Below are 22,461 nucleotides of genomic sequence, written 5' to 3' on the forward strand. Positions count from 1 at the left end.
TGCGCTGGCGCGCTTCAGCGCATGTAGCCCAGGTCGCGCACGTCGGAGCGCACCGCCGCGCGGTCTGCGCCCTGCATCGGCAGGCTGACGAGCAGTTCGAGCCGGCGGCGCAGCGAGAACAGCATCTGCACCGCCGCATGCGCGACCTGCTCGGGGTCGGTATCGGCGGCCACGTCCGGATAGGCCCACAGTGCCGCATCGGGCTGGCCGGGCCAGGAAGGCTGCAACGACTCGGTGGCCGCGTCCAGCGTAATGACGAAATCCACGCCGGAGGGGTGGCCGCGCATCAGCTCGTCCCAGCTGCGCGGCTGCCTGTGTGGAACTGGAATGCTGGCGCTGTGAAGAGCGCCGATGGCCGCGGGATGGAACTCGCGCCCGACGTGGCCGGGCTGGCCGCAGGAGGAAACCGAGAACCGTTTGGGGTCCAGGTGCGAGAGGCATGCTTCTGCCAGGATGCTGCGCAGTGAATTTCGTCGAGAGACGAAGATCACGCCGATTCGTTTTTGCATGACCCTTGACTATAGCGAAGCACGGTGGGATTCCGCCATGCCTCATCGCGCACTGCAATCAGTCGAGCGCGAAGACCCGCCGGAAACTCTGCGCCCCGCTCTCCCCCTCTGCCCGCATGCCAAGCACGAGTTCGATCCCCGTCGCGGTTGCGCGCGCCGGCGCCACGGCCGGCAGGTTGCGCCAGCCCTGCCCCGGCTCCCAGGCGCGCAGCTGGAATGCGGAAACATCCTCCAGCACCACAACGCGCGCCTTTTCATCGGGCGGCGGCAAGGGAAACGCCGCCGCCGCCGGACCCGCCGCCCGATAGAGCGCACCGCCGCGCTGCCACCATTGCACGCGCTGCCAGTAACCCGGCGCCGCGGGTGCGGCACGCACGATCTCCACGAAGAACGGAAGGTCGGCCTGCCGCCGCGCCGTCATCGCGGCGGGCAGCAGGTCGACGGCTTTAGTGGGCGGCAGTTCGGTGGTGGCTCGCAGAGCCACGTCGCGCTCCAGCTGGTCGAGCGCGCGCATGAGCCGGGCGATGTTGTCGGTGCGCTGCTCGAGCATGGCGTTGGCACGGGTGACGCTGTCGAGGCCGCGCCAGGCCATCACGCTCAGCACGGCCATGAGCGTGATGGCGATCATCACTTCGATCAGCGTGAAGCCGCGCTGCCGGTTGCGGGAGCCTTGCATCTAGCGTGGCTCCGCCAGGCGCGTCTGCAGCGAAGCCAGCCGCTGCCCGCTTTCTTCCGCAAGGTACACGTCCACCGTCACGTTCCGCAGTCCGTCGGCAACGGCCCCTGTCTCGACCCGGCAGACCAGCCGCACGCCGCCCTGCGGACACGGCGTGCTGGCGGTGCCCGGCACCATCGGGCCTGCTGCAATGCGCAGCTCCGCCACGCGGTTCTCGGCCGACAGCATGGCCAGCGACTGCTGCTGCAGAAGTCCGAGGTTCGAAATCGTGAGGCTCGACGCGCGCACGATCGCGGCCAGCGCAACGCTCACGATGGTCAGCGCGATCAGCACTTCGATCAGCGTGAAGCCGGTGCTGATGCGGCGCGGCGTGCGCATGCTCATCGCACCTCGTAGCCGCCGGCCGCATCGCGCCGCACGGTGACGGTGACATCGCCGCGCCGCAGCGCCAACTGCCATTCGGCGCCGACTGGCTCGGACGTGAGCAGCACGGGCCGTGCGGGTATCACCTCGACCGGCCCTTCGCGCCATTGCCGGGGGCGCAGTTCGTCGTCGCGCGCGAAGGTGTCGAGCGTGCCCGCCGTCGACACCACGGGTATCGCGCTGCCGGGCACCGACTGCCAAGTGCCGCGCGCGAAGCGGTAGCCTTCGCTGTCGGCCTGCCATGCGATCACGCGGCCGTCCACGCGCACTTCGTTCTGAGCGACCGCGAAGTGCCGCACCAGCTCATGCGCATCGCGCCGCAGTTCCTGCGCCGGATCGGGCGCGATGCTGAGGCTGATGGCCGCGGTCGCGATACCGACGATGACCATCACGACCATCAGTTCGATCAGCGAGAAGCCGCTCTCGCGGTTGCGCACTTTCATGGCGGCGATGCTAGGCACCGCATGTGATGCACCCATGAAGGGCCTGACACGAAACACCAATGCCCCTGTGATAGACACGACACTCCAAAGCCCGCCGAGGAAGCTGCCGTGATTTTTCCGTTCAAGCCGTCCGCGGCATCCGCGAAGTACATCGTTCATACGGCGGGCCTGCTGCTCGTGGTGGCGGGCTTCGTGACCTGGGGCAAGCTGCTGACCCGCCCCGCGCAGCAGGCGCCCGCCGCACCGATGCAAAGCTCCCAGGCAGACCCCACCGCTGATGCACTCGCCGCATGGTTCGGCCCCGGCGAGCTGCGCGCGAATGTCGCGGTCAAGGGTCTCATCAAGGGCAACGGCCAGGGCGTGGCCGTGCTGGCCGTCAACGACGGTGCCGCCCGCCCCTATCGTGTCGGCGAAACGCTGGCCCGCTCGGTCACCCTCAAGTCCATCGAGGCCGACGCGGTGGTCATCGACAAGGCCGGCGTTGCCGAGCGCATCGCCGCACCCGTGCTGCCGCAGCCCGCGACACCGGGCATCGCCCGCCCCGCGCGCTAGCCCGGGCATCTAGCGCGCCACGGCGTGCGGCCTTGCATCCGGCCCCACCGTGCCGGGCGCTGCGCAAGCCCAGGCCGACAGCGCGTGCAACAAGCCGCGATTCACTCTGAAATCACCGTCGCCCGACTCCGGCAGGAACGAGTGCGACAGGCAGCGCGTGATCACGCGCACCGCGCGCGCGTCGGCCCCAACCGCATTCAGCTCGTGCGTGAACCGGGCGCGCGCCGGCAGCTCGTCGGCGAACTTCTCGAAGCCCGCGAACCAGCGGAAGAGCATGTTGTAGGTGAGGCTCTCGTGCACCTTCTCGCCGTCTTCCAGCGAATAGATGATCTGCAGCATCAGGCACTTGAACAGTGTCGCGGCGCCGACCGTGATGCCGTGCTGGCGCTCCAGGTCGGCCAGCAGGTCCCGCTCGTAGCGCAAGGCATCTTCGACCTGGTCGCGCAGCGGCACCAGCGGGTGGCCCTGCGGCACCAGCGCGCGCAGGTTGTCGGCCTGCACCCAGGCATGGTGGCTCACGATCCAGACCCAGGGCGAGCCGTAGCGGTTGACCGCGACCGGTTCCTCGCGCGCGCGCTCGACGATCTTCGAGAGCTTCGCATCCAGCTCCTGCATCGTGACCCGCAGGGGCGACATCCACTTCATCATCTGACTCCCTCCACTTCCTGAATGACCATGCAACAGGACGCGCGGCGGCGGCGCTCCATCAGCGCAGCACGCCCAGGGCCTGTCTGAGCGCGGTGTCCACCTTGCGCAGCGACACCCCGTGGCGCCGCGCCACTTCCTGCCGCGACATTTCGTGCCATCGCAATGCAAGCAGCACCGAGCGGTGGCGCCCCGGCAGGCGCTGCATCGCGCGGTCGAGCGCCGCCACCTCGGAGCGCGCCTCCGCGATCATGTCGGGGCCGGGCTGCAGGTCCGCGATCACGTCGACGTCCTCGCAGTCTTCGTTCAGCCCCATCCAGCGCTTGCGCTCGCGCATGCCGTCCATTGCGAGGTTGCAGGCCACGCGGTAGATGTAGGCGTCGGGGTTCGCGGGCGTCTCTCTCGGCTGCCTTTCGCCCAGGCGCAGCCATGCGTCGTGCAGGCATTCGCTCGCCAGATCGGCGCAGCCGAACTGGCGCTCGAGCCGGCGGTGCAGCGACTGGTAGTTGGCCGTCAGGTGCGCCTGCAAGTCGACCTCGGGGGCGGTCGGCAGCTCGATGCGTTCGATGCGCTCCTCGTACGCCCGCCATGCCAGCGGCATCGGCGTGCGCGAGGAAAACGATGAAAGCAGTCCGGAGAACCGGTCCGGCGCATTGCGAATCGCCTGGGTGTCGAGGGTCATGTTGGTTTTCGCTGAACGCCCGGCCTGCTCGCCGGCCGGGATCGCCGGCGGCGGACAAGGCCGGGCCTTGGGAAAAGAGGGACGACAGGTGCGCCACGCGTGGGCGGCGCCGGACGCGGATCAGCGTTGCAGGTTGGCGCGCTCCTCGTCCGTCAGTTGCCGGCTCGCGGCGGGCGGCAGCGTGCCTCCGCCGCCGAGCACGCGGATAACACTGCGCGGGTTGTAGCTGACCGGCGTGGCCGAAGGCTTGTTGCCGTTGCCGCTGTTGTCGTCGCTCGAGCCGCCGCTGGCCGGCTCGTTGCCGAAGCCCAGCACGCGCACCGTGAAGACCGAAGGCAGCGCCTGCCGCGCGGCAGCACGATCGCGCTGCAGGGCCTCTTGCGCCGCCACCGTTGCCTGCGATGCCGCGGCGCTGGCATTGGTCAGCGCGCTCACGTTCACCGCTGCCACCACCGGCAGGCCGGCCGACTGCCCCTTGACCTGGATGTTCGCCGCGTTCACCACCTGCAAAGCGGCCACGTTCACGTTGCCCGACACCCGGATGCCGGCCTCGCCAGCGTCGATGGTGCCCAGCGGCGCGATCAGGTCCACGTCGCCCGGCGGCACCTCGGCGATGGGTGCCAGCGTCGCGATGCCCGCGCCCGAACTTGGCACCTGCGGCGAGATCTCGACATTGCCCACGTTGTCGTAGACCACCTTCGGCGGCGTGAACAGCACAGTGGTCTTCGAGCCGCGCCCTGCGTTGATGTCGCCCTTGGCGGACCACGCCAGGATGCTGCCGCCGAAGGTCGTCATGATGCGCGAAAGGCCCAGCAGCAGGCTGTCTTCGCTGTACAGGCGGATGTCTCCCTGCCCTTGCGTCATCACCCCCGAGGTGGCCGGCGGCACCGCGCCCTGCACGCCCAGGATGATCTTGCCGCCCGGCGCCAGCATCTCGATGTCGCCGCCGAAATTGGTGCGCACGCCCGAGCCGCCGAACATCGTGATGTCGCCGCTGCGCGCGCGTTCGGGGAACAGCGTGGCGATCATCTCGCGGCCGCGCAGGTACGAGCCCACGCGGCTGCTGGTGGCGTCGTTGTACTCGCGGCCGCCGGCGCGCAGCTCGGAGTAGTAGACCTCGCGCAGGAAGATGCGCTGCTGCTCCGGTGCGAGCGCGTCGAAGTACGCGAGCGACTCTTGCGCGGTCTTGCTGCTGAAGCCGTAGCGCGATTGGAGCCATGCAGCCAGCTCGGTCTCGTAGGTCTTCGCGGCCTTGCCCGGCTGCTGCGCCAGCGGCGTGCCGGCTTCCGCGCGGTTCGACGGGTCGAGGTAGCGCGCGCGGATCGCGGACATGTCGAGCGCCGAGGCGCCGATGCCGGCCATCAATGCGACCGAAGCGCCGGGGCGCGTGTCGCCCGGCACGATCGGGCCGATCGAGGTGATGCCGCCGCTGGCTTCCTGCAGCAGGTTGCGGCCAGCCGAGACTTCGAGCGTGCCGGGCCCGGCAATGTCGAAGTTGGCGTAGAGGATGTCGCGTCCGGCGGAGACGATGGAAACATCGGTCGGGTTGTTGTGCACGATGAGGTTGCCGTGCAGCTTGGCGCCGCCCAGTTCCGGGCCGCGCACGTTCAGGAAGCCGGGTGCATCGCCCGTGTTGACGATGTCCCGGGCCGCCCTGATGCGAACCGGCGCCGCGGCGTTGTAGCCGGTGGCCGGCGCGCCGTCTCCCTCGAAGCTCACGATTTCGCCCGTCTTGAGCCCGATGATGTCGCCGCCGGCCGCATAGAAGCGCGCCGGCGGTGCGTCCGCCGCGCGCTCGAGCCTCACTGACGCCGTGTTCGCCCCGAAGGCGAACAGCACGGGGCCGTTGAAGATGCGGGAGAAGCCGCTGCCCGAGAAGGCCGTTCCGTCAGCGGAGGCATTGGTGACGAGGATGTCGCCGGCAATGTCGGGCCGCCCCACGAATGCGGGATTGAACGGCGTGGGCAAAGGCGTACCGGAGCCGGACATCCCGACCGAGTACTGCCCCGCGTAGATCGATCCCCCCGCCAGCATTTCCAGCTCGCCCCGGGCCGAGGGCGCAAGTGTCAGGCCGTAGCTGATCTGGTCGGGCGCCCACAAGGCTGGCGGGAGCGCCGCATAGCCATAGTGGACATTGCCCGTCAACGCGGCCGCCCGGAAGATGGACGGATACACGATCCATGCATCTGTCGACGTGGTCTGGATCCGGTCGCTGTTGAATCCGATCGCCATGCTCGGCGTCAGGTTGCCGCCCGCGGAGACGAGATTGATCGCGCTGCGGCCGGTCCAGAGGCTGAACCAGCCTTGCCCGCCTGAGGTGAAGTCTGCCCCGCCGAGCGAGAAGGCCGAGCTGTTCGGCGTGGTACTGCGCCCCGGGTCCGCCGCCGCGCCCAGCGCCAGGTCGCCCAGCGTCTGCAGATAGACCGCCGTGTCGCCCGGCACGAGATTGATGCCGCCGCGGGCGTTGGCGTACGTCGCCTTGAACGGGTCGATGCCGCGCGCGTCGATGGGGTCGGAAAACGCAAAGTCGCTCGCCAGATATTGCAGGCCTATGCTGCCGATCGAAGCCGCGCTGACCAGCGTGGCACCCCGCAGATTGGCGATGGCGCCGGTGAGCACGAGTTTTTCGGCGCCGTCGCTGAGCTTGCGTTGCGGATTGAGGGCACCGGCAATGTGCATGTCGATGTCGCCGCCGCCTGTCAGGGTCAGGGAACCGTCGGCGCCCACGCGGCCCGTGCTGCCCACCGCGACCACCAGGCCTTCGCTGCGGTCCGCCTTGCCCAGGTTGGCGGCCGTGGACCCGCGCAGACCGATGGTTCCGGCCTCGCCGCCCACGCGCACCTTCACGTCCCCGCCGCCCAGCGCGCCGATTCCGGTGAAGCCGACGAGGTTGGGCGTCATTGCATCGCTTCCGGCATAGGTGTAGGCGCCGAAGTTGATCCACCAGGCGGCAGGAATCGGGGTGTCGATGCCCGCGTTGCCGGAGCCCTGGCGCCACAGCCAGTTGCCGGGCACCACGCTCGACGATTGCGCGCCGGCGATGTCGCCCACCAGGTTGCCGCCCGCGGAAACAAGCACGTTGCCCCCCTGGTCGGGATACCAAGCGCGGTAGTCCGCCAGGCTGGCGCCGTAGTCGAATGCGTCGAACTGGGCACCGATCAAGGTGCCGTCGGGCGCCATGCTCCGGCTGCGGAGGTATGCGGCATCGGCGGGCGTGGCGGAGCCGGCCGTGTAGACGCCGTAGAGCGAATCCATGCGGATGTCGCCCGCCGCGATCATTTCCAGGTCGCCGGTGCCGGTGCGCACCACGCTGAATGCAGAGGGTGCAATGGAACTGCCGTCGGCGACGCCCGTGCTGTTGGGGTCCACGAGATAGTGCGAGTCGGCCAGCCTGATGGCGCCGTTCGAAGCCGGGTTGAGCGCGCGCCGGTCGGCCGAGCCACGATCGGCACCCGCCACCAGCTTCAGGTCCCAGGAGGCGGTCCCCTCGCCCAGCATCGGCGCCACGGCCCAGTTGCGGCCCTGCGCACCATCCACCACGGGCCGCAGATTGACTGGCAGGCCGTCCGGCAGCTGCACTGTGGTCATCGACGGTATGCGCGAGCCGCGCATCAGCGCGACCTGTTCCGTCGTCACCATGGTCGTCGGCAACGCCACGCCCTTGGGCCAGGTCATCGCGGCCACGGCCGCATCCCCACGCAGCACCGTGCCGGCGCCCAGGCGCATGCCGGCGTCGAGCGTCACGGCGGCAGCCAGCACGGAGCCGGCCGCGTAGGCGGGCGAGCCGTCGGCGTTGTAGATGGTGGCCGCGACCACGGTCCCGCCCGACAGGGTCAGCACGTCCGCGAGAACGGTGTCCACGGGCAGCACGGTGCCGGCCGGCAGCGTCATGGCGTCCACCGGAATGGCGTAGTTGAGTACCGCGCCGGGCTGGAAGCTCGTGCCGACGTCGAGCACCACGCCGTCGATCGGCACCACGATGTCTCCACCCAGTGCGCTGGTGCCGGTGGTGAGCTGCCAACCGTTGTCGTCCGGCGTGCCGGCTGGCGGCCCAAAGCCATCGTTGATGCTGCCGTGGATGCTCAGGTCTCCCGCGGCGCGGATCACCAGCCGGCCTGGCTCGCCGGAGCCGCGCACGGCGGGGTTGGCGTTGGGGCCGTAGCGGTAGCCCGACAGGTCCAGGTCGCCGGACACCGTGAGATCGCCATGCGGGTTCGTCGTGCTGTTGCTGACGATCTCCACACCGGGGCGCAGGTGGTAGCTGCCCAGGCCCGCAAGGCGGCGGCTCAACGCGGTGTTGCCGAGCGCCGCATTGATGAAGGCCTGGCTGTCGCCGTCGATGCGATCGAGCATGTCTTGCGTGATGAGCTGCGGCTTGTAGCCCGACACATCGGGCTGATCGGCCAGCGGTGCATCGTCGTAGCGGCGGAAGGCATTGATGCCGACGGTCTTCGCTCCCTGGATGACAGGCGCGCCGTTGACCGTGACCGCCACATCGTTGCCGCCGACACGCGGCGCATTCAGGTCGAGCGTGCCGCGCGGGCGGCCATCGTTCTGGCCTGCGGCGTTGCCCACGGGAACATCGGTGCCGGCGCGCAGGTCGATGCGCGCACCGCTGCCCAGCGTCAACATGCCTTCGCTGCTGGTGAGGTCGACCACGGCGCGGTTCGGGCTGTCGATGATCTTGCCGTAGCTGTCCACGCGCAGGCCGGTGCCGTGCGCATCGAGCGTGCCGTTGACCGTGAGATCGCCCTTGGCCGCGAGGCGGATCGAGCCGACCTGATAGCCGCTGGCGTCGATGCGGCCGTCCACGCGCAGGCTGCCGCCGTCGAGCGCGATGGACACTTCGCGCGCTTTCACGCCGTCGCCCACGACAAGGTCGCCCTGCTTGATCTGGAAGCGACGCGCACCGGTCACGCCGCCTTCGTTCAGCCGGTTGTTCAGGCCGGCGAAGTCGCCCAGGGTCTGGGCGCGCACGGTCAGTTCGGCCGCGCCGTAGGGCACGACCGTGCCGCCCGCGTCGTAAGTGCCGCTGCTGCTTCCCCGGATTGCGCCCGCCAGGTCGACGCGGCCCGCATCCGCGCCCAGCGCGGTTGCTTCCACCGTGCCGCCCCGGTTGAAGCGCGCCGAAACATCGATGAGCGAGCCCGTCGCCTGGGTGATGTTGCCAGCCGCGCTGGACAGCAGGAAGTCGCCTCCCCAGCTGTACTTGTCGACGTCGAACATCGAGACCTTCCGGCCCGACAGGTCGACGCGCGAGGCATTGCCCAGCACGACATCATCGGTGGCTGTCAGCACCAGCCTGCCGGAGGGCAGCACGATGCTGCCCTCCAGGCCGACGCTCTTCCCCCTCAGTTCAAGTGTGGCGCCCAGCGCGTCGACCGATGCCGTTGCATCGGCGCCCTCGGGCCTGGCGACGGTGATGGCTCCGCCCACCGTGATCACGTTCTTCGAGCCCGACTGCCCGGTCAGCACCGGCGCGGTGATGGCGAGATTGCCGCCCCTGTACGAATAGCCTTCGCCGGGCACATAGGCGTCCTGCTGCTGGTACACCGACAGCGAACTCTTGCCGCCGGAAGTGACGCTTTCGGCAGCGGTCAGTTTCACGTCGGCAAAGCCCAGCGCCAGACGCGCATCGGTTGCGGTGCTGTCCGGCTGTGTGTTGGGGCCGTAGCCCAGCACGATGCGGCGTGCCGCGATGTCGAGGGTTCCGCTGCCCAACTGGTCGGCCATGGCGGCGCCGGGCACGGCCTGCGAGCCCGTCCAGACGAATTCGCCGGCGCGGATCGCGGCGACGTCGCCGGACGCGCCATAGCCGTAGATGGCGGGCGTGCCGAGCACGAAGCGGCTCAGGCTGGAGGCGTCGAGCCTGACCGGGCCGAAGACGTTTACCGCATCCCGCGCATTGAGGATCAGCGTCTCCAGCGCAGGCACGCCGGTGGCGGTGTTGCCGGCCAGGAGCCGGTCGAGCCTGGACTGGTTGAGCAGCAGGCCGCGCGGCAGTCGCCCGGCTTCGCTTGCCGCGGCAAAGCTGCGGTCTTCGCCCAGGTTGACCGTGGCCAAGGCCAGCGACAGATTGCGCGTGCCGTACGAGACATTGTTGGCCAGGGTCAGTGCGCCTTCGGTGGCGATGGCCAGCGTGCCTTCGGACAGCAGCCGGGTCGTGCCGTCGCAGGCCGCGCTCACGCAGCTGCCGATATTGATTGCCACCGTGTTGGTCGGCGCGTTTGCATCCTTCCCCAGCCGCAGGTCGAACCAGCCATTGGACAGGGCCAGCACGCCATTGCCTGTGAAGACATAGCCGGAGCTCGAGTCGAAGCCGCCACGCCCGCGTCCGATGGTGCTGATCGACGCCCCCTCCTCGATGGTGATGGCCTGATCGCCCACGAAGCTGGGGCTGCTTGCCAGGATGACGTCCCCGGCCGAAAGGCTGGCGCCGCTGCGCACGATCAGTTCGCCGTCGCCCAAGATGGAGACCAGCCGGCCGCGCTGGCCATACGCAGAGCTGATGCTGCCGTTGATCACCAGGCGCGGCGCGTTGAGCTTGTTCAGTTCGTCCGCATGAACGGAGGCGCCCTCCAGGCCTTCTGCCGCGGCCTGTCCGGCGCCCAGAATCTCGCGGACGTTGCGGACGTTCACCGTTCCCGCGAAGCCCTGGGTGCCGGCCTGCGCGCCGAGGCGCAACTCCCCGTCGAACCTCAGGCCCGTGCGCTCCGCATCGAGGTCGGCCGGTTTGGCCAGGAAGATGTCGAGCGTCTTCGCGTCCGAGGTGAGCATGGCCCGCATGAAGCCGCGCCGCGCGGCCTCCCCTAGTGCGAAGGCGTTGTAGTCCGTTTCGTTGTAGCTTGAATGCGCACGCACCTTGCTGCCCGGGGTCACGACGATCTGGTTCGCCATCGCCTCGCGGAACGAGGTGTTGGCGGTACCCAGGTAACCGGCCGCGACGTACGAGCCGTTGCCGATGCCCGTGACGCCCGGAAGACCGAGGCGGTCCACCGCGCCGATTTCCACCCGGAACGCACCAGGCTGCAGCGCGTAGTTCGAGGGCATCAGCGTGTAGGTGCCGGCCGGTAGCCCGGGCACCCCGGCGGGCACGGTGATCTGCTGGCCGATGGCCGGCGCGCCGAAACCGGCTTCGGGCGACACCGGCGCATAGCTCGCCTTGCTGCCGGGCACGATGGCATACACGGCATTCCCCGCGCTGCTGTAGCGGTTGGCGGGATTGGCATTGGCCAGGGGCGTGGTGAGGATGTCGACCGAGCCGCCACGGCCGCTCACGAAAGCGGCGCCGGCCAGCGTGCCTCCGCCCGACAGGTCGAGGACCGAGCCGGCCTGCGCATCCACGTGGCTGGCCGCCAGCTGGATACCGCGCATCGGCGAACCGACGCCGTCCAGGACCAACGGCTGGCCGTTGTAGAGATAGCTCAGTCCATCGACGGTTCCGCCATAGGGCATTGCCAGCCCGGCGCCGCTCGCCGAGGTGATGCTTCCGGGCAGCAGGCTCACTCGCGCGGTCGTGCGCGTGGTCGCATTGGAGCCCAATACCAGTTGCCCCAGCGGTGCCCTCACGACCCCGCCCTGCTCGATGGTCTCGGCATTCAGCCAGAGACGGCCGAATGCCGAGTCCGGCATGGCGGGTGTGCCGTCGCCGGTGCGGCGGATGGCCAGGACGGTTCCGGGGACGAATTCCTCGACGTTCGCTCCATCCACTGTCCGCAGCGCATAGCCTGCGACGACCCGGGCATCCGCGCCCGTCACCGGGTAGATCTGCGTGGCGGTCAGCGTCAGGTTGCCCGGCGTCTCCAGTGCCGTCGCAAGCGCCGTCACCGGCTGAGGGGAAGCAAGGAAGCGGATGTCGCCACGGCTCGTGAGCTCGACATTCGCGAAACCACGCCGGTCCACCGTGTACTTCGAGGTGTACAGGCCGATATCGGCATGGGTGCCGAAGCCGACCACGTTGCGGCCTTCTATCAGGTCGGCCTCGACCGAAAAGCGTCCATCGGCGGCTTGCAGCGAAGGGCCGTTCGACCAGTTGGCCTGGGGCAGCGTGTTGCCGTCGCCAGGAAGAGCTGTCACGCCCGCCAGCCGGACATAAGGCGCGCCGAGCGAGACGTTCGAACCTGCGGCAGCGTTCTCGGCATGCGCATAGGTGCCTGCGTACAGCCGCAGGCTCTGCCCCATGTGCAGGGACACGTTGCCGTCGAACGCCAGCGGCCCGTGCGCAAGCACCGACAGGTTGTCGAAGCCGCCTGCCTCGATGCGGTCCACACCCACGCGCGCAGTGCCGGTGCGCAGGATGCTCATGGCCTGCGACATGGTCTGCGCCGCCGCCACCGGGCTGTCGCCCTGCACCTGCGCCACCACCAGTTCGCGATGCCGCAAGACATCGCCCCGGGTGGTCGCGGTCGGGTAGGCCGTGGATTCCAGCGCCAGCGCCAGCGTGCCGCCCGCCGCCCCGGCGCCGCCCGAGGCCGCGCGCAGCGTGCCGTCCAGGTACAGGCCCTGGCCGGACTTCAGGATGATCGAGCCGCCCTTGCTGGCCACCGTTACCGGCGTCGCGGCGCCGGCACCCCGCGCGAGCACCGCGCTGGCGCCGGATGCGTCGAGCAGCGCGCCGGGACGCACGACGACAAAGGCTTCGGGTACATCGGCCGCGCCCGTCTTCTCCCAGTCCAGCGCGCCACCGATGCTGATCGTTCCGCCATCGACAACGCGCCCGTAAGTGCGGCCGAAGCTGTCTTGCGCCACTGCCGCGCGCGCCGCCACGTCGATCACGGCGCGGTCACCGATCCAGATCATGCGGGGCGGCCCGCCCTGCCTGCCGCCGTCGATGGCGATCGACCCGCCCGGCGCGCTGAGCGTGCCGTCCACCGTGACATCGCGCCCCGTGAGCGCGATCGACTGGCCCGGATCGACCATGATCTCCACGCCCGGCCTGACGTCGACCGGACCGCTGGTGACGATTGCCTTGCCCGAGCCCGTGGTCGATTGCAGCACCAGGCTGGCACCGCCGCGCTGCGTGAGCACACCCTGCACCGGGTCTTCGGTCCACACCGGCGGCGTCCAGAGTTCCAGCGCGCGCGCGGGATCGGTGCCGGTGGCAACCTGCCTGGCCGCGGCGGGAAAGCGATAGACAGGCATCGCGAGATCCAGCCGGGTGTTGTCGGCCACCACGAGTCCCAGGTGGGCATTGACGTCGTAGCGCGAAAAGCCCGACTGGAAAAGGGCCGGGTCGACCCTCGTATTGGCGCGAACGTCGACTGTCTGGTTGAGCACGCTGCCCGCCACGAGCCGCGCACCGCTCGCCACCGTGAAATCAGCCGGCGCAGTTTGCCCGGCGGTTACCGTCAAGGTCTCGGGCGTGATCGGCACGCCGGTGGGGAACACGGCGGCCTGCACGACATAGTCCAGCGGGAACATGGTGCCGTTGATGAGCCGGGTCACTTTGGCGCCCGCCGGTATCGTCGCGCTCTCGCGTCCGCCTGGATCGTCTTTCGCGTAGGCCACGAACGAGCGCGAGCGGCCGTTGATGATGGTCGTTACGGTGTACGAAGCGTTGCTGTTGCCCACGGCGTCGGGCAGCTTCCAGTCCGCCGCGAGCGTGACGGCGCTCGTGGTGGTGTTGAAGAGCGGCGTCGAGGCCACGGCCTCGCCCGGCCGGGCAAGATCGCGTACGTAGCTGTAGTCCACCGGCAGGATTTCGCCGGCGTGGACCCGGTAGTCCTGCAGCAGGATCAGGTCCGTGGTTGCCGCCTCGCCGGCACGCAGGCTGCCGCCGGCACCTGCGTCCTTGCCGCCGATGAGGATGCCGGTGCCCGACGCCATCCGCAGGGTTCCTCCGCCGTTGACACCATAGCCGCGAACATCGCCATCGACAGTCAGGACACCGCCGATCGAGGGCGTCGACGACTGCACATCGGCAAACAGGGTCACGTCCCCGCCGCGTCCGCCGCGCGTCTTGCCATTGGCCAGCACGGCGCCACCCGAAGACACGTCGATCAGCGAACCGTTCTGGAGCGTGACCGCGCCCGAACTGCGGATGTACACCGAACCTCCGTCGAGGTACGGCAGGCCCTGGCTGTTGCCCGGGTCGAGTTGCAGGTTGGTCCAGAGGCCTCGCGCATCCAGCGTCACGCCCTTTGCCACGATCACTTCGACCGGTGTCTTCTCGGCCACTGGCAGCATGGCCTCGACCGGCAGGCCCGCAGCGGCGAAGCCGCCCACCACGTTGCCCAGCGCAATGGCCCCGCCACGCGCCGTGAGATCGGCATTGACGGCCACCTGCGTCGCATGAAGCGCGATGCTGCCTCCCGGCGCGACCGCGAGCGCACCGTTCACCGTGACGTTCTCGCTTCCGAGCGCCACGATCGAGCCGAGCCCGAATGCGCTCAGCCGTTCGCTGTCCAGATACAACGCTTCCTGGCGCGCCTGCGGCAGCGCATCGCCCGGCGCCAGGCTGGCAGCCAGTTCGGGCTGCACATGGTCGAACACGATGCGTTCGAAGGTGGGGGTCACGTTGCTCGTGATGCCGACGGGCCCCAGCTTGGCATCCTCGTTGTAGCGGGTCGTGTAGCTGCCGAGGATCAGTTGCGCAGGCTGGGCTGCCGCGTTTTGCGACTGGGCATAGCCATCCAGTAAAGCGTCGCGCTTCACCGACTGCCGCGGCCCCTGGTAGGCGTTGGCGGTGATGTCCCCCTCGATCACCGCGGCGCCGGTGGCCACCACCAGCCGGCCCGCGTCGCGGCCCACCGTGTAGCCGTTTTCCAGCCGCTGCTGCGGCCCGATGAGCGGGTTGTAGAAATAGCCCGTGGTCTTGTCGCCCCAGCGTTTGTGCTCGTCCTCGAAGCCCTTGTAGAGGCCGGTGTAGGAAATATCGGCGGGCGCGTTCGAGACTTCGTAGAGCCGCCCGTCGGCGCCCTTGAGCCAGCTCTGGCGCATGAAGCCCGTCTGCACGTCGAGCGTGCCGCCGGAGAGGTTGATGTTCGATCCGGCCTGCGTGACCAGCTCGCCGCCACTGAAGGTGACGCTGCCGCCCTGCGCCGCCCACTCGCCGATGCCGTGGCCCTGCAGGCCGAGATAGCCGCCGACCTCCAGCAGGCCGCCCGGCGTGTACCAGCGTTCCTTGTCGTAGCCGCCCGTGCCGGCGGCCACGCGCGTGAGCTTGCGCCGGTCGATCCACACGTTGGCGTTGTTCAGCATCGAGCTGTCGCGGTTCAGCGGCGCATCGCGCTGCTCGTTGCCCTGGATGTTGATCTTCACGTTGTTGGAGGACATGGCCACCTGCACGCCGACCGCGCCCGACACATCGAGCCGCGCGCCTTGCGCCACGGTGCTGCGTCCCCCCGTCTTGCCGGCGCTGACGGCAAGCTGCCCGCCGGTGGCCAGCGTGGTGGAGCCGCCCTCGAACAGCACGTTGCCGCCGGAGACGATCTCGATGCGCGACAGGTCGCGGCGATCGTCCAGCAGCGAAAGATTGTCGAAGACGCCGGACGCGGCCTGCTGCCTGTCCTGCCGGGCGGATTCGGTGATCAGCGCATCGCGCTGGCTGTCCAGCGCGGTGCGGCCGTTCTTGTCGTCCAGCAGCACCGCGTTCAGCGCACGCTGCGTGACGGTGACGCTGCCGAGCTTGTCGCTGGCCGAGCTCAGCAGGTGGATGGTGCCGCGCGTGTCGACAGTGGTGGTCGCCAGCGCCACGCCGTCCTGCACGACCCTGCGCCCGGCCAGCGTGATGTCGCCTTCCGGAGCCTGCAGCAAGCCGGTGTTGGCCAACAGGCCTGCCGTACTGTCGGCAACGAACTGCGGTGCCACTTCATTGCCTCGCGTGCTCGAAGCCTTGTTGGCCGCCGTGCCCTGGCCGGGCCGCACGATGAAGAAATCGCCGGCGGCAAGCTGCGCCTGCCCGCGCGGCGTGGTAATGGTGCCGGCATTGTTTACCTCCTGCCCCATCAGCAGCACGTAGCCTCCGCCCTGCTTCACTGACGTGGGTGTGCGCGTCGCGAGTTGCGCGCCCGCTTCGACCTGCACCGCCCCGCCCGCGTCGGTGAAGCTCGGCGCGTAGCTGTCGCCGGTCTTCGCGCTGTGGATGCCCCGGGCCTTGAACTGCTCGTCGCCGATGCGCGCGGCGGCGGCCACCAGGTTGCGTGTGTCGGTCTGGCTGCTGCCGCTGAACACGATGCCGTTGCGGTTGGCGATGAGCACGGTGCCGTCGGCCTTGATCTGCCCCTGGATCTGCGACGGGCGCGCAGCCGGGTCGTTGACGCGGTTGAGCACCGCCCAGTCGGCCTGCTGCTTGAAATCGACCGTGGTGTTGCGCCCGACGTTGAAGGTCTCCCAGTTCAGGATGGCCTTGTCGGCGGTCTGCTGGATCGCCACGTTCGTGCGGCCGTCGGCCTGCTGCGTCTGCACCGGGGAATTGGCGTTCTGCCAGCCGGCCGTGAGGCTGTTGGTGTCGATCTTCAGGCCGCCGTCGGCAAGGCCGTCGGGCACGGAAGAAGGAGATTTCAGGGCCGCATCGCGCGCCGCCGCTTGCGCGGCCTGTTGCGCAGCTATGGCCTGCGCTGCCAGGTTCAGGTTGCTGATAGAGCGTTGCAGCTGGGCATTGGCCTGCTGTTGCTGTGCCGTCGGATTCGTCAGGTTCGAGGCCGGCATGCCGTTGGGCAGGCGGCCGCTCTGCACCGCGCCGGCCTGCGCCGCGCCTTTGTCAGCAAACCATGCGGGGCTGAAAGCCTGGCCCGCATGCGCCGGGCCGAATGCACCGAACGCGGCGAGCGCCACGGCCACCGAACGCGACAACGGCGTCAACAGGAAGTCGCCGCCACTGGCGGATTCGCGGATCTGCGCTGCCGCGGATCGGCGCGAACGGGTGGTGTGCGGATTCAAGACCATGATTGCCTGGGACGAAAGTGCGAAGACGGTGTGTCTGGCGCGGCGCCGGCTTCGGCACTGCGATCGAAGGGTCGGATGTCGCCCGCCCTGCGGGCGATGCGCGGATGGCGGGCCGCGCCGCGGCGGTGCCTTCTTTGCGGAAGCTCGCGGGCAACGGGCAGCAGCAACTGCCACAAGGCCATGGCCTGGCGCCACGCCCGCGCGTGCGCGGCACTGCGCGCGCACCAGACGCCCAGCGCCTGGATCTCCGCCTCGCTGACGCGAAGACGGTTCAGGCGCACGATCCAGTCCAGCGCCTCGCTCAGGCAGGTGTCGTCGCTGCGAGCGTTGCGTGTCCGGTCGTCAAGAGGCGTCGGTTCCATACCTCCATGACGAGCCTGCGCGGGGCAACCCGTAAATTAATTTCGCATCAGCTCAGCACCACGATGCCGCCCGGCAGGCTGCGCATGCGGGCGCCGTAGAGTTCGCGAATCATCACGGGCGCGTTGTCGACACTGCGCAGCGTCAGTTGCATCCTGACCAGCGTGCGCCCCAGTTCGTCGTTGCGCAAGAAGACCTTGCCGGGCCGGTAGCGGTTGATCTCGTCGATCACGTCCGACAACGGCGTGCGGTCGAAGGACAGGATGCCCGTGCGCCACGTGCTCACGCTGGCCACGTCCGCGCGCACGATCTCGCGCATGCCGTTCTTGTCGTAAGTGACTTGCCGCCCGGCTTCCAGCGAGCGCTTCTCTCCGTTCACGGACACCAGCACGCGGCCGTCGAGGCAGGTCACGCACACTTGAGGCCCGGTGTGGCGGATGTTGAAGCGCGCGGCGCGCGCCTGCAGCCGGCCGCCGCCGGTTTCGACGAAGAAATCGTGCGCGCCCGCCGCCACGATCTCTGCCTCTCCAGCAACCAGCGCCATGCCCCGTGCGAGCGTGCCGGTGCCGATGCGGTTGATCAGCGTCTGCGTGTTCATGCGCACGCTGACGTCGCCGTCCAGCGCCACCTGCCGCTGCTCGCCCGTGGCGGTGCGGTAGTCGGCCGCCAGTTCACCTACCGAGGGCCACAGACCCAGCGGAGGCTCGACCGCGAGCACGCCGGCGGTCACCGAAGCCGCGACAGCGCCGCCCAGGAATGCCCTGCGCCCCGGCGACTGCAGGGCCTGCCGGGCCTGCAGGGCTTGAGGCATGCGCAGCCACGAGAAGAGAGACCTTTCGCCCGAGGCACGGCGCGCCGCCTCTTCGGCCAGCAGCGGATCGAGCGCGGACCAGACGCGCATCACTTCGCGCCAGGCCTGCGCATGGGCCGTGCTGAGGGTCGCCCATTGGCGGAATGCATCGGCGTCGGCGCGGGTGGCCTGGCCCGAGTGCAGCCGCACCCACCAGGCCTGTGCCTGTCGGTGAAGCGAGCCGGATTCGGGTTCGGTGTAAGACATGACGCTCATCAGTATTTTCTCGGCCCGGCAAAGCGGCCACGCTGCGCGGCCTCCAGATCGGGCAAATGCTTCTTGCAATATTCGAGGGCTGCGCGCAGCTCTTTCTCGACCGTGCTCAGCGACAGGTCCATGCGCTGTGCGATCTCGCTGTTGAGCTGGCCCTCGACCCGCGCCGCCACGAGGATCGCGCGGCGCCGGGCCGGCATGCGGGCCAGCACGAGGCTCAGCGCCTGCACGTCGCTGCGCGCACCGGCAATGCGCTCGGGGTCGCCGGCCTCATCCACCATGTGCACCAGTTCGTCGATCTCGCCGCGCACCAGCAGCACATTGTTCTGGCGGTAGTGGTCGGTGGCAATGTTTGCGGCCATGCGCAGCAGGTAGGCGTCGGTGTTGTGGACGGTTGCGGCGTCGCTCGCGCTTGCGCTTGCGAGCCGCAGCCATGTTTCCTGCATCGCGTCGGCCGCGTCGTCGCGCGAGCCGACGATGCGTTCGAGCTTTGCGCGCAGCTCGACATAGCGCGCGACCATGCGCGCACGCAGCGTGGACGAAATGTTCTCGCTCATGGTGTGCGCGCCTGTCCAAGGTAGGCGGCCTGCCCGCAATCGGACTCGGCGCCCGGACCTTCGGGCAACAACAGGATCACCAACGGCTGCGGCAACGATGGTGGCGGCGGGCTGCCGATGGCCACCGTGCGCACGCTGCTCTGCACGGCCGCATCGCGGCGCGCATCGCCGGTGGTGCTCAGCAGGCGGAACCGCTCCACCGCACCGCGCGCGTCCAGGCGCAACTGCAGTGCCAGGCGATAGCTGCCCGGCCGCGTCTCGGCCGAACTGCACAAGGTTCTGCGCAAGGCCTGCTGGACCTGGGCGGCGTACGACTGATGCAAGACTTCCCCCTCTTTGAATCCCGACTCCTCCATGCCCGCGGCCTCGGGCATCGCGGCAATGCCGGACTGCCGGGACGCATGAATCACCACCGAAGTCGCGTTCGCGTGGCGCGCCTCCAGGCCTGTTCCGGCCAGCATCGCTTCCAGGGCCTCCTGCGCGGTCAGCAGGCCGCGCACTGCGTTCGACGTTCGCTGCGCATGCTGGCCGTCGATCAATATGTCCAGCCCGGACGCCCTGCTGTAGGCATCGATCGCATCGCCCAGGCGCTGCGCCGCGATATCGAATTCGATACGCACCGCGGGTGACGCCGGTGCGGGCGAATCCGGCTGTTGCGCGTACGCGTTGCCTGCGCAAAGCACCGAGACCCCGCTGGCCAGGCACAAGGCCAGTGCCAGGACACTGACCGATGCCGAATTCGCTGTCATACCGGGTTGGCGCGCGTGCTCCTGAGTTGCTTCGTTCGCCAGGAAACCCGCAGGAGACATTGGCAAACCCAAGCAACATTAGTCGTCGGCGGTGACGGTCGCATGACATTGGCGGGGTGGTTGGTGGCATTCGTCGAGGCCTTCCGTCGCGCAGACGGGAAAAGCCCCGAGGGTTCGAGCCGCACCATCGCGCGGCCCTTTCCCCGAGGCTGATCCTGCTGGTTCCGAGCCGCCTGCAAGACGACTCGGAACACGCTGGCGGCAACCGATCAGTTGCTCAGCGGACGGCCGATGCCGTTGCAGACGTTGGTGTTGCCGATGCCCAGGTTGCTGGACGCATCGAGGAACGTGCTGGCGACAGCTGCCTTCCAGTTGTTCGTGCCTGCGGTGCCGTCAGGCAGGTTGACGAAGTTGTGGGCGGTGATCTGCGCGTCGTAGGTCGTGCCGAACAGGTCGACCAGGAAGGCCTTGATCTTGGCCTGCACAGCGGCGTCCTTGTAGCACTGGTTCACCAGCAGGTTGGTCGTGCCGAAGATCGGATAGCCGGATGCCGGCTTGGCATAGGCCGGGACCCAGGCCAGCGGGTTGCTGGCTTGCGAAGCACCGCCCACCGGCAGGGACACCGCGCCCAGCACGGCCTTGATCGAGGATGCGACCGGCAGGTTGCCGTTGATCTTCGAGACGACTGCGTTGCTGCTGCCGGTGTAGGTCGAATCGGGGCTCAGGTAGCCGATGCGGCCGTTGGTGCCGAAGGCACCCGACATGCCGCCGCTGCCGTTCACGCCGAGCCAGCCGGTGGTGGCCAGCGTGGTGCCGCTGGGCAGAGCGCCCGCAACCATCGTCGCGAAGCTGTTGGACACGACGAAGCCCGAGCCCGGGCAGGCGGCGACGAGGTAGCGGCTGAGCAGTTCGGTCGTGCCGCTGGTGTCGGTGCGGTAGACCACCTGGACTGCCGTGGTGTCGGTGGTGCCGCGCACCTGGCCCCAGGTCTGGCCGCCGGACTTCTTGGAGAAGATGGCGCACATCTTCGCGTCGGTCAGGTCGAGGTTGCTGATGCCGGTGCGCTTGTAGGGGATCAGCACCGAGGTGGCCACGGCGGGGATCTGGATCAGCGGGCCCCAGGCGGCCAGGCGCGTCAGCGGGCTTGCCGGCGTGCCGGTGGTCACGGTGTTGTAGTTGCTCAGTTCCGTCGACGTCACGGCGGAATCGCTGCCGGCGAAGTGCACCGACTGCGTGGCGGGCCAGGGGTTGGGCAGCGGCACCGCGGCCGTGGGCGCGGGCGACAGGGATTCGTTGTCGAACACGGTGGCGTTGTTGTTGTAGAAGGCCGTCTTGCCTGCGCCGCTGCCGGTGCCGGTGTATGTGAAGTCGGTCAGGCCCACGCCGCTGGGCAGGATCTCGTCATACAGGATCTCGGGCAGCGTGGCACCACCACCGACGGCGATCTGGGCGGAAGCGGCACCGGCGGCCAGCAGGCCCGCCATCATCACGGCCGACAGGGCGACCGACTTGAACTTTGCACTCATGGAAACTCCTTTGATTGGACCAAGAGAAATGAGCTACCAAAGACGGTGGATCTCGTTGCGAGCACGCCGCCTTTTCGCTACCTGAGTCGCCCCTCTGGCGACGGAGTTAATCTTCGATTTACGCAGTGACAGCAGCCCGAAAAAAGCTCGGGAACACGACGCTGAAAACTCCCGAACAAGGGCTCAGCGGACCATCTGGTTGATCTCCATGATGGGCATCAGCACCGCGAGCACGATGGCCATCACGACACCGCCCATCGCAAGGATCATCAAGGGCTCCAGCAGCGTCGTGAGGCGCATGGCGCGGCGCTCGAGGTCACGCGAAAGGTTTAGCGCGGCGCGCTCGAACATGGCTGCCAGCGCACCCGTCTTCTCGCCGCTGGCCACCAGGTGCACGAGGTTCGACGGAAAAATCTTTTGCGCTTTCAACGCCGCCGCGAGCGGCGTGCCCTCTTTCACGCGGCCGGTGGCCTCGAGCACGCAGCGCTTGAGCCATTCGTTCACCAGCGTCTGCCGCGCGGCCTCCAGTGCACGCAGCAAGGGCACGCCGGCATCCATGAGGATCGACAGCGTCGATGCGAAGCGCGCGGTGTCGACGCCGAGCGCGAAGCGCCCGACCATCGGCATGCGCAGGATGAGTCCGTGCCACTTCAGCTTGCGCCCCGCGTCGCGCAGCGATGCACGCGCTGCCGCCCACGCGCCCACGATCACGCCCGCGGTGAGCCAGCCCCATTCGCGCACGAAGGCGCTCGCTGCCAGCATCACGCGGGTGATGGCCGGGAGCTCCTGCCGCGCCTGCGCGAAGGCACCTATCACCTGCGGCACCACGTAGCCCAGCAGGAACACCACGATGCACAGCGACACGAAGCCGACGATGGCCGGATAGATGAAAGCGGTGAGCACCTTGCCGCGCAGGTTGTCGCGGTTCTCCAGGTAGTCGGCCAGCCGCTCCATCACGCGTGCGAGGTCGCCCGAGTCTTCGCCCGCGCTGACGAGTGCGCGGTAGATCTGCGGAAAGTCGCGTGGCCGTTCTGCCAGTGCATCTGCCAGCCGCATGCCGGCGCGCACGCTGTCGCACACGGCGCTCAGAGATTCGGCGACGTGCTTGCGCTCGGCCTGCTCGATGGTGGCGACCAGCGCGGCCTCCAGTGTGAGCCGCGCGCCCAGCAGGCTCGCGAGTTCGCGCGTGGCCCAGCACAGGTCGGCCGCGCCCAGGCGCGGGCTGAGCCAGGCCAATGCGCTGCCGCTCGCGGCCTTCTCGCGGATGTCGAGCGGCGTGAGGCCGCGGTCTCGCAACTGCGCGCGCACCGAGCGAGCGGACTCGCCTTCGGTGTTGCCGCGTTGAAGCTCGCCGCTGGCGCTCGCGGCCTCGTACTCGAAGCGTGCCATGG

14 protein-coding genes are annotated in these 22,461 nt (G+C 68.9%); 1 reads left to right on the forward strand and 13 read right to left on the reverse strand.

Features of this window, described 5'->3' with window-relative positions; translation table 11 throughout:
• Nucleotides 1–14: 14 nt before the first annotated feature.
• The 4 genes from ACWV14_RS17240 to ACWV14_RS17255 are packed head-to-tail and all read right to left on the reverse strand — an operon-like array spanning nucleotide 15 to nucleotide 2,051.
• Entirely contained in the window at nucleotides 15–509 is a 495-nt protein-coding gene (locus ACWV14_RS17240; protein ID WP_454902781.1) for an arsenate reductase/protein-tyrosine-phosphatase family protein, read from the reverse strand.
• Nucleotides 510–567: 58 nt separating this feature from the next.
• Nucleotides 568–1,185 (reverse strand): PulJ/GspJ family protein, encoded by a 618-nt coding sequence (locus ACWV14_RS17245; protein ID WP_454902782.1) that lies wholly within the window; start codon nucleotides 1,183–1,185, stop codon nucleotides 568–570.
• The gene (gene gspI / locus ACWV14_RS17250) at nucleotides 1,186–1,569 is read right to left on the reverse strand and encodes a type II secretion system minor pseudopilin GspI (RefSeq protein WP_454902783.1); all 384 of its coding nucleotides are present in this window, start codon (nucleotides 1,567–1,569) and stop codon (nucleotides 1,186–1,188) included. It lies immediately after the preceding gene.
• Nucleotides 1,566–2,051: a prepilin-type N-terminal cleavage/methylation domain-containing protein gene (locus tag ACWV14_RS17255; RefSeq protein ID WP_454902784.1), complete on the reverse strand. Its 486-nt coding sequence runs from the start codon at nucleotides 2,049–2,051 to the stop codon at nucleotides 1,566–1,568. The genes gspI and ACWV14_RS17255 overlap by 4 nt, the downstream gene beginning before the upstream one ends.
• 108 nt (nucleotides 2,052–2,159) lie before the next feature.
• Between ACWV14_RS17255 and ACWV14_RS17260 the strand changes: the two genes are divergently transcribed.
• Nucleotides 2,160–2,603 carry a type II secretion system protein N gene (locus ACWV14_RS17260; protein ID WP_454902785.1) on the forward strand — a complete coding sequence of 148 codons (444 nt, stop codon included), beginning with the start codon at nucleotides 2,160–2,162 and terminating at the stop codon, nucleotides 2,601–2,603.
• Between the two features lie 9 nt (nucleotides 2,604–2,612).
• On the opposite strand, the gene ACWV14_RS17265 is transcribed toward ACWV14_RS17260, so the two are convergent.
• From ACWV14_RS17265 to gspF, 9 genes are all read right to left on the reverse strand, one after another.
• On the reverse strand, nucleotides 2,613–3,251 hold the full coding sequence (locus ACWV14_RS17265; RefSeq protein WP_454912776.1) for a transposase: 639 nt from the start codon (nucleotides 3,249–3,251) through the stop codon (nucleotides 2,613–2,615).
• A gap of 58 nt (nucleotides 3,252–3,309) precedes the next feature.
• The gene (locus ACWV14_RS17270) at nucleotides 3,310–3,930 is read right to left on the reverse strand and encodes an RNA polymerase sigma factor (RefSeq protein ID WP_454902787.1); all 621 of its coding nucleotides are present in this window, start codon (nucleotides 3,928–3,930) and stop codon (nucleotides 3,310–3,312) included.
• A gap of 120 nt (nucleotides 3,931–4,050) precedes the next feature.
• On the reverse strand, nucleotides 4,051–16,809 hold the full coding sequence (locus ACWV14_RS17275) for a filamentous haemagglutinin family protein (protein WP_454902788.1): 12,759 nt from the start codon (nucleotides 16,807–16,809) through the stop codon (nucleotides 4,051–4,053).
• Nucleotides 16,806–17,177, reverse strand: a complete 372-nt coding sequence (locus tag ACWV14_RS17280) for a FecR/PupR family sigma factor regulator (protein WP_454902789.1) — start codon at nucleotides 17,175–17,177, stop codon at nucleotides 16,806–16,808. The genes ACWV14_RS17275 and ACWV14_RS17280 overlap by 4 nt, the downstream gene beginning before the upstream one ends.
• A 47-nt stretch (nucleotides 17,178–17,224) precedes the next feature.
• On the reverse strand, nucleotides 17,225–18,232 hold the full coding sequence (locus tag ACWV14_RS17285; protein ID WP_454902790.1) for a FecR family protein: 1,008 nt from the start codon (nucleotides 18,230–18,232) through the stop codon (nucleotides 17,225–17,227).
• Between the two features lie 8 nt (nucleotides 18,233–18,240).
• Nucleotides 18,241–18,795 carry an RNA polymerase sigma factor gene (locus tag ACWV14_RS17290; RefSeq protein ID WP_454902791.1) on the reverse strand — a complete coding sequence of 185 codons (555 nt, stop codon included), beginning with the start codon at nucleotides 18,793–18,795 and terminating at the stop codon, nucleotides 18,241–18,243.
• The gene (locus ACWV14_RS17295) at nucleotides 18,792–19,544 is read right to left on the reverse strand and encodes an STN domain-containing protein (RefSeq protein ID WP_454902792.1); all 753 of its coding nucleotides are present in this window, start codon (nucleotides 19,542–19,544) and stop codon (nucleotides 18,792–18,794) included. The genes ACWV14_RS17290 and ACWV14_RS17295 overlap by 4 nt, the downstream gene beginning before the upstream one ends.
• Before the next feature lie 269 nt (nucleotides 19,545–19,813).
• Nucleotides 19,814–21,070 (reverse strand): substrate-binding domain-containing protein, encoded by a 1,257-nt coding sequence (locus tag ACWV14_RS17300; RefSeq protein ID WP_422086748.1) that lies wholly within the window; start codon nucleotides 21,068–21,070, stop codon nucleotides 19,814–19,816.
• Between the two features lie 183 nt (nucleotides 21,071–21,253).
• Nucleotides 21,254–22,459, reverse strand: a complete 1,206-nt coding sequence (gene gspF / locus ACWV14_RS17305) for a type II secretion system inner membrane protein GspF (protein ID WP_454902793.1) — start codon at nucleotides 22,457–22,459, stop codon at nucleotides 21,254–21,256.
• Nucleotides 22,460–22,461 lie beyond the last annotated feature (2 nt).

Source organism: Variovorax durovernensis (assembly GCF_977011995.1).